This window comes from uncultured Salinicola sp. (assembly GCF_937921195.1).
GTDB lineage: Bacteria > Pseudomonadota > Gammaproteobacteria > Pseudomonadales > Halomonadaceae > Salinicola.
Genome location: NZ_CALFQK010000008.1, coordinates 18,616 through 28,657, shown reverse-complemented (window position 1 = coordinate 28,657; position 10,042 = coordinate 18,616). Strand labels below are relative to the sequence as shown.

The window sequence follows — 10,042 nt, the reverse complement described above, 5'->3', positions numbered from 1 at the left end:
GAGGCGGCCAAGCAGCGCCAGGCGGAGGAGGCGAAGAAGGCCGAAGCCGAGGCGGCCAAGCAGCGCCAGGCGGAGGAGGCGAAGAAGGCCGAAGCCGAGGCGGAGAATAAGCGCCAGGCCGAAGAGGCCAAGAAGAAGGCTGAAGCCGAGGCGGAGAAGAAGCGCCAGGCCGAAGAGGCCAGGAAGAAGGCTGAAGCCGAGGCGGAGAAGAAGCGCCAGGCCGAAGAGGCCAAGAAGAAGGCTGAAGCCGAGGCGGAGAAGAAACGTCAGGCCGAAGCGGCAGCCAAGGAGGCGGCAGCCGAGGCACTGAGCGATTCCATATCCAACGAGCAGGAGCGAATCGCCAATGCGGAGCAGTCCAATCAGGCCTCGAACAGCTTCATCAATCTGGTCAAGCGCGCCGTCGAGGACCGATGGCACTTGCCGGCCAACGTGGACAATGGTTTGGTGGCGCAAGTCAGAGTGAGGCTCGGGCCCTCGGGTGAATTGCTGGCAGCCAGCATCACCCGTAGCAGCGGCAACCCCAGCTTCGATCGCTCGGCCACGCAGGCCGTGGAAGCCGCGGCACCGTTCCGCGAACTGCAGCAACTGGATGCCGGGCTGCAGCGGCGGTTCCGCGATTTCAATCTCAAATTCACACCCGGGGATATACAGTGATGAAACGATGGATGTCTCAAGGATGGAAAACCCTGGCCGCTGGTTGGCTGGTGTCGCTGTGGTGTCTGGCGGCCACGGCTCAGGCGCAGAACCTGACCATCGAAATCACCCGCGGCAGCGATCAGGCCACGCCCATCGCCATCGTGCCGTTTGAATTCAGTGGGCAAGGCGGGTTGCCGCAGGATGTGGCGCAGATCGTCAGCGACGACCTCGAGCATAGCGGCCAGTTCTCGCCGCTGAGCCGCAGTTCTCTCGTGTCACTGCCGAGCAGCAGTGAAGATGTGTTTTACGACGATTGGAAACGTGTCGACGCCCGCTATCTCGTGGTCGGGAAAATCGAGCCCCAGGGCGACCAATATCGTATCCAGTATGAACTGATGGACGTACTGGGAGGCAAGCGCATGCTGGGCGAGACGCTGACCTCGTCAAGTGGCGATCTTCGTGCCAGCGCCCACTACATCAGCGACCAGATCTTCGAGGCGATCACCGGGATCCGGGGTGCTTTCTCCACCCGTATTGCCTACGTCTCGGCTAGCGGTACCGGCGACAACGCGCGATATGCGCTTTACGTGGCGGATGCCGATGGACACAACGGCCAGCAGGTTCTGTCGTCCGACGATCCGATCCTGTCACCGGCCTGGTCGCCGGATGGTCAGAAGATCGCCTATGTATCGTTCGAATCCGGCAACTCGGCCATCTACGTGCAGAATGCCTCCACGGGAGAGCGGGTCCGCCTGACATCCTTCCGCGGCATCAATGGGGCGCCGGCCTGGTCGCCGGATGGCCGCAAGCTAGCGATGTCGCTCTCCAAGGATGGACAGCCGGAGATCTACGTGATGAACCTGGCAACTCGTCAGTTGACCCGACTGACCACCAATCCCGCCATCGAGACCGAGCCCGACTGGTCCCCGGACGGCCAGTCCCTGATTTTCACCTCCGATCGCAGCGGAGCGCCGCAGCTCTACCGCATGTCGGCAACGGGCGGCCAGGCCGAGCGGGTGACCTTTACCGGCAACTACAATTCCGATGGACGTTTTGCACCGGATGGAAAATCATTGTTCATGGTGACTCGTGACGACAGCGGTTATCACGTGGCGAAGCAGGATCTCGACACCGGTCGGGTGACGGTCCTGACGGATTCACGTTGGGACGAATCGCCCAGTGTCGCGCCGAATGGCACCATGGTAATCTTCGCTACCCAGCAAGGGGCGCAAGGTGTGTTGGGGGCAGTTTCTTCGGATGGACGAGCGTCTTTCCGACTGCCTTCGGCGCAGGGTGACGTACGCGAACCCGCGTGGTCGCCGTTTTTGAACTAAACGACTACAGTCATTGTGTCATTCGACATCCGAGCAAGGAGATGACAATGCAAATGAAGACCTACGCCAAGACGTTAGCAGTCGCGCTGTCGCTAGCCGTAGTGGCTGGCTGTTCCAGCAGTGGCGGTACCCAGGAAGGGGACATGAATGGCACTTCCGGTGGCACGTCCGGACAGGGCATGACTTCCGGACAGGGCACCTCGGGCTCGCAGATGGGCGCCAATGAACAGCGTCCCAGCGTCGACACCATCTATTTCGCATTCGACAGCGAAGAAATTCGCCCCGAATTCGAATCGGTACTGCGCGGCCACGCTCAGTATCTGATGGCCAACCCGAACACCAACGTGACCCTTCAGGGTTATGCTGACGAGCGCGGTACTCGCGAGTACAACCTGGGCCTCGGCGAGCGTCGTGCGCAGGCGGTCGAGCAGTACCTGACCGTTCAGGGTGTCTCCCCGTCACAGATCCAGATCGTCAGCTACGGCGAAGAGCGTCCGGCAGTTCAGGGCCACACCGAAGAAGCTTACGCCAAGAATCGTCGCGTCGTATTCTCGTACTAAGCAGCGACGGAGAAAAGCATGAAACACGGTCTGAAAAGACTGTGCGGCGCGGGAGCCCTGGTGCTCCCGCTGTCCGTATGGGCTCAGCAACCGGCCATCGATGACCTCACCGGTCAGTCGAACGGCTTCTACAGTCAGACGGAAGCCCGCCAAAGCGGCGGCGGCACCCTGACGATCCTCAATCAGCTACAGGACAACAAGCAGCAGATCCAGCAGCTTCGCGGCCAAGTCGAGGAGTTGCGCTACCAGTTGGATCAGCTCAAGCAGCAGACCCAGCAACAGTATCTGGATCTCGATGACCGTATTTCCGGCGGCGGGGCGAATTCAGGCGGCGCTGGAGACACCAGCAACGATCTGAACGGATCCGACGTCGACAGCGACACCGCGAACGCCGTCTCCGGCGGCAGTGCCTCGGCGAGCGCCGAAGGCGAAGCCGGTAGCGCCGCGGGCAGTCCGACCTCATCCAGTGCGACGGGTGATGACGGGCGGGAAGCCTATCAGGCAGCGTTTCAGCAAGTGCAGTCACGCCAGTTCGGCGCCGCCATCGACGCCTTCCAACGCTTCATCGCCGACTACCCGCAGTCCAGCCTGTTACCCAATGCTCACTACTGGCTGGGGGAACTCTACTCGGCGCAGTCCCAGCTCGATCAGGCCGCCGAGGCGTTCGACACCGTCATCAGCGATTATCCCCAGAGCAACAAGGTGCCGGATGCACTATACAAGCTGGGTCTGCTGAAGGCGCGTCAGGGCGATACCGAGGGCAGTCGGCAATTGCTGCAGCAGGTGCGTAGCGATTATCCCGACAGCAACGCCGCGCAGATGGCGGGCGATTTCCTCAATCAGATGGGCTGACCGGATCGTTTACCGATACCCCGACACCATGACTCAGGACGCTCCCCTATGACCTGCCACATCGACTATCAGGTGCCCGCGGACCTGCTTGCCGGAAAGATCGTGCTGGTGTCCGGTGCCAGCACCGGCATTGGCAGGTCCGCGTCGATGACCTATGCGCGCCACGGCGCCACGGTCATTCTGCTGGGACGCAGTGTCAGCCGGCTCGAGGTGGTCTATGACGCCATCGAAGCAATGGGCGCGCCGCAGCCGGCGATATTCCCGCTCAATCTGGAAAGTGCGACCGTCCAGGATCACCTGGCGGTGGCCACCAAGCTGGAGAAGGAGTTCGGGCGCCTGGACGGATTGCTGCACAACGCCAGCATCCTCGGTGATCGGGTGTCGGTGGCGTCCTACGATCTGGAGCTCTGGGCCAAGGTAATGCAGGTCAACTTCACCGCGACCCTGGGGCTGACCCAGGCGCTGCTGCCGCTACTGGGTCAATCGGACAACTCGTCCGTCGTGTTCACGTCATCCAGTGTCGGGCGACGAGGGCGAGCCAACTGGGGGGCCTATTCGACCTCGAAGTTCGCCACCGAGGGGTTGATGCAGATTCTGGCCGACGAGCATCACGGTTCCGGCATTCGCTTCAACTCTCTCAACCCCGGCGCCACGCGCACTGCCATGCGTCGGGCAGCCTACCCGGACGAAGACCCCCAGGTGCTCCGTACACCGGAAGAGATCATGCCAACCTATCTTTGGCTGATGGGTTCGGAGAGCGAGGGAATCAGTGGCGAAGCCTTCGATGCCCAGCCCCCGAAAACCTGAGTAGTGTCTAGCGGGCCCCCAGTGACGCCAGCAGCGCGTCGGCCAGAGACTCCGACGTCTCGAACCAGTGGTCCGCCGGCCACTCATCGAGCGGTTCTTCGTCCGGGATGTAGCCGTAGCGTACGGCAATCGCCGTCATGCCGGCTCGTTCGGCCGCTTCCATGTCGCGCCGATGGTCCCCGACATACCAGCACTGGCCCGGTTCCACGTTCAGCCGACGAGCGGCGAACCACAGCGGTTCCGGCTCGGGTTTCCTGACAGGCAGATCATCGGCACAGACCAGCACCCCGGGCCGCAATGAGAGGGCTTCGATCAGTGGCTCCGCATAGGCCCTGGGCTTGTTGGTCACGATCCCCCAGCCCCGCGCCTCGGCTTCCCAGCGCGCGATGAGATCTGCCAGCCCCGGGTAGATCCGGCTATTGTCGGCGACGACTTCCGCATAACGATCCAGCAGGTATTGACGAGCGCCGGCGTGCTGCGGGTGGTCGCTGGCGAACTCCAGCGCCAGCGTCACCAGGGCGCTCCCCCCGTTGGAGACCTGCGCGCGGATGACATCGTAGGGAAGTCTCGCCAGCCCGTGATGCTCTCGCAACCGATTGGTGGCTTCGGCCAGGTCGGGAGCGGTATCGATCAGGGTCCCGTCGAGATCGAACAAGAGCGCTTTTGGGAGGGGGGCATGGTTCATGTGTCGTCGCCGCCGCCGGTCCACTCCGGACGCACGTGCACCATGTAGTTGACCGAAACATCATTGGGATTCAACCGGTAGCGCCGGGACAGGGGGTTGTAGGTCAGCCCGGTCTGATGCTGGAGCCGCAGGCCGTGCTGCCGGCACCAGCCGGAAAGCTCGGAAGGGCGGATCAGCTTGCGGTACTCGTGGGTGCCCCGCGGCAGCAGGCCCAGCACGTACTCGGCGCCGACGATCGCGAAGGCATAGGATTTCGGATTGCGATTGATCGTCGAGAAGAACAGGTGGCCGCCGGGTTTGACCAGTCTGGCGCAGGCCGCGACGACCGAAGCCGGGTCCGGCACGTGCTCGAGCATCTCGAGGCAGGTCACGACATCGAACTCGCCGCCATGCGACTCCGCCATCGCCTCCACGCTGGTGCAACGGTAGTCGACCTCCGCGCCACTCTCCATCTGGTGAAGTCGGGCGACCGCCAAGGGCGCCTCGCCCAGATCGATCCCCGTGACTTCGGCGCCGCGCATCGCCATCGCTTCGCTGAGGATTCCGCCACCGCACCCCACATCGAGGACGCATTTGCCGGCCAGGGAGACATGGGAATCGATGAAGCCCAGACGCAGCGGATTGATATCGTGCAGCGGTTTGAACTCGCCTTCCCGATCCCACCAGCGGCTGGCGAGCGCATCGAACTTGGCGATTTCGGCATGATCGACGTTGTGATGAAGAGAAGCGTCGTCGTGAGGTGATGATGTCATGAACGGATTTCCTTTCCGGGAATGTCGGCGCACCGTCGAGTCGATCGGCCAAGCCGCGGTATCGCGCATCGGTGCATCGCTTTGCGATATTCTACTATGGACGGTAGCTTGCCTGGAGACCACGTCGACGAAAAGCGGGTTGGCGGGCAAGCGCCTGGACTTGTCGCTTTTCTGCGACTGTGCTTTCGGCTTCTCGCCCGCTAAGCTAGCAGAAGGATACGAAGTCGGGACACCGGCAATCGTTGATTTCATACCCAGGAAGGGAAGGACCTAAAAGATGATTCGCAAGGCCGTACTGCCCGTCGCCGGATTCGGCACCCGCTGTTTGCCCGCTTCCAAGGCGATTCCCAAAGAGATGATCACCATCGTCGACAAACCGGTGATTCAGTACGTGGTCACCGAGGCGGTAAAGGCGGGCATCAAGGAGATCGTCCTGGTCACCCACTCCTCGAAGAGCGCCATCGAGAACCATTTCGACAAGCATTTCGAGCTCGAGACCCAGCTCGAGGCCAAGGGCAAGAACGAACTGCTCGAGGAGCTGCGCAACATCATTCCGGACGACGTCAACATCATCAGCGTACGCCAGCCGGAGGCGCTGGGGCTCGGCCATGCCATCCTGTGCGCCCGCCCGGTCATCGGCAATGATCCGTTCGCCGTCCTACTGCCCGATGTGGTCATCGATGACGATGGCATGTCCAGCAACGATCTCACCGGCATGATCAAGGCGTTCGACGATACCGGCAAGGCCCAGATCATGGTCGAAACCGTTCCCCGGGAACTGACATACAAGTACGGCATCGTCGCCCTCGAGGGCGACGAGCCCGCCGCCGGCAAGAGCGCACCGCTGACCGGCATGGTCGAGAAGCCCAAGGTCGAGGAGGCGCCCTCCACGCTGGCCGTGATTGGCCGCTATCTGCTCCCGGGCGAGATTTTTCCGATTCTGGCCGAAACGCCCCCCGGCGCAGGTAACGAGATTCAGCTGACCGATGCGATCGAGACGCTGCGCAAGAATAGCGGTGCTGCGGCCTATCGCATGCAGGGGCAGACCTACGACTGTGGCAGCCAGCTCGGCTACCTCGAGGCGACGCTGGCCCTGGGGCGGAAGCATCCGACCCTGGGCGAGGGTTTCCGTCAGTTGATTCAGCAATACGCGGCCGAGGATTAAGTCGATGCGCGTGGTCGTACATGGTAGCGAACTGGCTGCGGCAACCGCCGCCGCCGCATTGTGCTCGGTTGGGCATCAGGTTACCTGGATGCCACATGCCGATTTTCGTTGGGAGAGCCTGGCGAGTGCCGACTGGCTGATCAGTGAGCCGGGGCTCAAGGACCAGATTCTGGCCGGTGAAGATTCCGGCCAGTTGACGATCGTGGATGAGGTGCCGACCGATACCGACGCCGACGTCCATTGGCTGGCACTCTCCCCAGATCAGCGGGAGTCGGCGGAAAGTTACGTCAGGCAGGTTCCTGGACGTCAGAGCACGCCGCTGATCATCGTCAACAATTCCACGTTCCCGGTAGGCCAGACGGAGAAGCTCGAGGCTCTGCTGGGGCACGCCGGTCAAGTGGCCGTGGCGCTGCCGGATCGAATCGAGGAAGGGCGTGCCTGGGAAACGTTCACCCGGCCGGCGCACTGGCTGTTGGGTAGTGAAGACGAGTGGGGCACCCGGCAGATACGCGAACTGCTGCGGGCCTTCAATCGACGCCATGAGGTGTTCCAGTTGATGCCCAGGCGTGCCGCCGAACTGACCAAGCTGGCCATCAACGGCATGCTGGCGACGCGGATCAGCTTCATGAACGAGTTGGCGGGCCTCGCCGACTCGCTCGCCGTGGACGTGGAGTACGTTCGCCAGGGGATGGGGGCCGATACCCGCATCGGCTTTGAGTATCTCTACCCTGGCTGCGGCTTCGGCGGGCCCAATTTCTCCCGGGACCTGATGCGTCTGGCCGACGTCCAGCACTCGACGGGGCGGGAGTCCCATCTGCTGGAGCACGTCCTCGACATCAACGAAGGCAAGAAAGAGACGCTGTTCCGCAAGCTCTGGAACCACTTCAAAGGGGAACTGGAAGGCCGCACCGTGGCCATCTGGGGGGCCGCCTTCAAGCCCGGGACGGCACGGATCGATCACGCTCCGGTCCTGACGTTGCTGGAAGCGCTGTGGGCCCAGGGTGTCACGGTCAGGGTCCATGATCCGGCGGCGCTGCATGCGCTGGGCGAACTCTACCCCGACCATCCGCAACTGGTGTTGTGCGAGGGCGATTTCTACAGCGCTTGCGAGGGGGCCGATGCCCTGATGCTGGTCACGGAGTGGAAGTGTTACTGGAATCCGGATTGGCGGCGGCTGCTGCAAGCGCTGAAGACGCCGCTCGTTCTGGATGGTCGCAACATCTACGATCCGGCCTACGTTGCCTCCCGCGGGTTCGTCTACCGTGGCATCGGCCGCCGCGCCTAGACCCGAATCCAGGAGAACGCCTTGAACGCCGGTGCCGGGCCGGCGTTCAATCGGCCACTTCGAGGTTGAGTTTCGCGTAGTCCCAGTTCAGGTGGGGCCACAAGGCGTCGAAATAGTCGCCGCGGCGCTCACGATAGTCGATTCGGTACGCCTCTTCGGCCAACGCGATGGCCAGCAGCGGGGCCGCCTCCGCGGGGCGCTCCCCCGGTGGCGACGCCAGCAGTTGCAGATCGCCACTGGCGCCGACAGCCAGCCAGGACCAGCCCTCGGCGACGTCGTTGACGTGAGCTCGCCACCGATACTGTAGCGCTCCAATGCCGCCAAACGCCTGGTCGATTTGTCGTGCCAGGACATCGGGTACCGCAACGCTTCCGGCGCTGAGTCCGTGCCAGAAGAAGACCAGGCTCCAGGCCTCCTGCGCAGAACGGCGAATCGCGTTTCCATCGTGCTCGGCGAGACTCGCCAGAGAGTGCCCGTGTATCGTTGCGCCTCGAGCGTTGAGCGTATCGATATGGCGGCGATGGTAGTGACTGTAAAGCAGGTCGACCTGGGCCCGGGATACATCGGGCTCCAGTGAATGGCGTTCGAACGGAAGGGCGGGCAACTCGAATCGGGTAGCGAATTCAGGCATCGGGCTCATCGACGATAGGGGGAGAGAGGGCTACATTACGCTCCGCGGGTGGCGGGCATGCTACCGCGAACGCGACCTTCATCGCCAATCCGGCGATGGTGATCGGGCCGCGGCCGCTATCATGCGAACCGACCGCTGCCAAGCCTGGGTTTTATGCCGGCTTTCACGTAACGTGATCCCGTCAGCCGCCCGAGGCCGGCTTTTCATGGCATAGTGGTTTCCATGACTGGCGCGTGGGGACGGGCTTCCGGGCTCCAGGAACCGGATGCCGAGCCTCCGGTTCTCTCGCAGTATTCGCATCACTATTGGCAAGGTACACGACGGCAATGCCATCACAATCCGACGAGCATCGCGCATCCCCAACCATCGTTCCAGATCGAGACGACATGACGACACGCCGCTCGGGAGTGTCTCGCCACCAAGGGGCTCCCGGACGCGGCCGGCCCAGAGTCTGGCCGCTGTGGTTTCTCATCCTGCTGATGCTTGCCGGGGCGGGCGCGGGAGGCTGGCAGCTCTTTCAGCGGCTGGAGGCGCAGAGCGCCCAGATCGACAGGCTCAACCAGCGTATCGATACGACCGGCTCGACACTGGATGCTTCCGGTGAAAGCCTGCGCGCCGAGTTCGATCGCCTGCGTGACCAGTTGGAGGCCACGCGGGCGGCGGTGGGGAGCCTGGAAACGCGAGTGGCGGATTCCCGGCCTGACGATCAGACGACTCGACAGATCGAAAAGCTGCAGGATGCCGACGAGAATCTGCAGTCACTGATCGGCACGCTGCAATCCTCGCTCGATGCGCTCGAGAGCACGGGAAAGGACGAGCGCGGAGCCCTGGCCGCCAGGCTGACCTCCCTCGAGGATGGCCAGAAGCAGCAGGACGATCGCCTCGACTCGGTGGCGAACTCCCTCGATCGGCAGCAGCAGGCCGCTCAGGCGCTATCGGAGCAGCTCACGACCTCGCTCGACAAGTTGCGTCAGTCTCAGCAAGCCCTTTCGCAACGGGTCGAGGGAAGTGACTCGGCAGAACTGCGCGCTTCCGTCGCCGACCTCGAGTCCCGCGTCGAGACCCTGGCCAAGAGAGACGTGCCATCACCCGACGCCTTGAATCAAATTCGCAGCTCGATGACGGAACTTCGGCAAGGCCAGATGGCTCTCAATGCGAGTCTCGAGTCCTTGCAGTCGCGTGTCGATGCGCTGCCCTCGGGAGCGAGCGCCGCCCAGATTCGCGAACTCAAGGAGAGGCTGGGCTCTCTCGAGGCAAGCCGCTCGCAATTGACGAGCCGCGTGGCTTCCTTGATCACGGACGTTTCCGACCTACAACGCGGCGGGGGTTGAT

General features: G+C 62.9%; 11 protein-coding genes. 8 read left to right on the top strand and 3 right to left on the bottom strand.

All coding sequences use genetic code 11. From position 1 onward, the window contains the following. The 5 genes from tolA to Q0602_RS00665 form a co-directional block, all read left to right on the top strand. A partial coding sequence (gene tolA, locus Q0602_RS00685; protein ID WP_298837437.1) for a cell envelope integrity protein TolA occupies window positions 1-657 on the top strand: 657 nt, incomplete at its 5' end. Between the two features lie 11 nt (window positions 658-668). Next, on the top strand, window positions 669-1,973 hold the full coding sequence (gene tolB / locus Q0602_RS00680; RefSeq protein WP_298837434.1) for a Tol-Pal system beta propeller repeat protein TolB: 1,305 nt from the start codon (window positions 669-671) through the stop codon (window positions 1,971-1,973). 47 nt (window positions 1,974-2,020) lie between these two features. Continuing rightward, entirely contained in the window at window positions 2,021-2,533 is a 513-nt protein-coding gene (gene pal, locus Q0602_RS00675) for a peptidoglycan-associated lipoprotein Pal (RefSeq protein ID WP_149434874.1), read from the top strand. 18 nt (window positions 2,534-2,551) lie between these two features. Continuing rightward, complete coding sequence (gene ybgF / locus Q0602_RS00670; protein WP_298837430.1) at window positions 2,552-3,385, top strand: tol-pal system protein YbgF; 834 nt, start codon at window positions 2,552-2,554, stop codon at window positions 3,383-3,385. Window positions 3,386-3,433: 48 nt separating this feature from the next. Next, the gene (locus tag Q0602_RS00665) at window positions 3,434-4,192 is read left to right on the top strand and encodes a YciK family oxidoreductase (RefSeq protein ID WP_298837427.1); all 759 of its coding nucleotides are present in this window, start codon (window positions 3,434-3,436) and stop codon (window positions 4,190-4,192) included. 7 nt (window positions 4,193-4,199) lie between these two features. Here Q0602_RS00665 and Q0602_RS00660 read toward each other — a convergent pair whose 3' ends face one another. Then, window positions 4,200-4,877: an HAD family hydrolase gene (locus tag Q0602_RS00660; protein ID WP_298837424.1), complete on the bottom strand. Its 678-nt coding sequence runs from the start codon at window positions 4,875-4,877 to the stop codon at window positions 4,200-4,202. Beyond that, entirely contained in the window at window positions 4,874-5,629 is a 756-nt protein-coding gene (gene ubiG / locus Q0602_RS00655) for a bifunctional 2-polyprenyl-6-hydroxyphenol methylase/3-demethylubiquinol 3-O-methyltransferase UbiG (protein ID WP_298837421.1), read from the bottom strand. The genes Q0602_RS00660 and ubiG overlap by 4 nt, the downstream gene beginning before the upstream one ends. Window positions 5,630-5,906: 277 nt before the next feature. Here ubiG and galU point away from each other — a divergent pair, with 277 nt between their 5' ends. Beyond that, the gene (gene galU / locus Q0602_RS00650; protein WP_298837418.1) at window positions 5,907-6,794 is read left to right on the top strand and encodes a UTP--glucose-1-phosphate uridylyltransferase GalU; all 888 of its coding nucleotides are present in this window, start codon (window positions 5,907-5,909) and stop codon (window positions 6,792-6,794) included. 4 nt (window positions 6,795-6,798) lie between these two features. After that, window positions 6,799-8,079 (top strand): nucleotide sugar dehydrogenase, encoded by a 1,281-nt coding sequence (locus tag Q0602_RS00645; protein ID WP_295036169.1) that lies wholly within the window; start codon window positions 6,799-6,801, stop codon window positions 8,077-8,079. A gap of 46 nt (window positions 8,080-8,125) precedes the next feature. Here Q0602_RS00645 and Q0602_RS00640 read toward each other — a convergent pair whose 3' ends face one another. After that, window positions 8,126-8,710 (bottom strand): Fe-Mn family superoxide dismutase, encoded by a 585-nt coding sequence (locus Q0602_RS00640; RefSeq protein WP_298837414.1) that lies wholly within the window; start codon window positions 8,708-8,710, stop codon window positions 8,126-8,128. A 386-nt stretch (window positions 8,711-9,096) separates the two neighbouring features. On the opposite strand from Q0602_RS00640, the gene Q0602_RS00635 reads away from it, so the two are divergent. Beyond that, window positions 9,097-10,041, top strand: a complete 945-nt coding sequence (locus tag Q0602_RS00635; protein WP_298837411.1) for a hypothetical protein — start codon at window positions 9,097-9,099, stop codon at window positions 10,039-10,041. The last annotated feature ends 1 nt before the right edge of the window (window position 10,042 follow it).

Excerpts from the sequence above, each read along its gene's own strand:
- tolB (WP_298837434.1), top strand. The coding sequence starts at position 669 with ATGTCTCAAGGATGGAAAACCCTGGCCGCTGGTTGGCTGGTGTCGCTG.
- pal (WP_149434874.1), top strand. The coding sequence starts at position 2,021 with ATGCAAATGAAGACCTACGCCAAGACGTTAGCAGTCGCGCTGTCGCTA.
- ybgF (WP_298837430.1), top strand. The coding sequence starts at position 2,552 with ATGAAACACGGTCTGAAAAGACTGTGCGGCGCGGGAGCCCTGGTGCTC.
- Q0602_RS00665 (WP_298837427.1), top strand. The coding sequence starts at position 3,434 with ATGACCTGCCACATCGACTATCAGGTGCCCGCGGACCTGCTTGCCGGA.
- Q0602_RS00660 (WP_298837424.1), bottom strand. The coding sequence starts at position 4,877 with ATGAACCATGCCCCCCTCCCAAAAGCGCTCTTGTTCGATCTCGACGGG.
- ubiG (WP_298837421.1), bottom strand. The coding sequence starts at position 5,629 with ATGACATCATCACCTCACGACGACGCTTCTCTTCATCACAACGTCGAT.
- galU (WP_298837418.1), top strand. The coding sequence starts at position 5,907 with ATGATTCGCAAGGCCGTACTGCCCGTCGCCGGATTCGGCACCCGCTGT.
- Q0602_RS00645 (WP_295036169.1), top strand. The coding sequence starts at position 6,799 with ATGCGCGTGGTCGTACATGGTAGCGAACTGGCTGCGGCAACCGCCGCC.
- Q0602_RS00640 (WP_298837414.1), bottom strand. The coding sequence starts at position 8,710 with ATGCCTGAATTCGCTACCCGATTCGAGTTGCCCGCCCTTCCGTTCGAA.
- Q0602_RS00635 (WP_298837411.1), top strand. The coding sequence starts at position 9,097 with ATGACGACACGCCGCTCGGGAGTGTCTCGCCACCAAGGGGCTCCCGGA.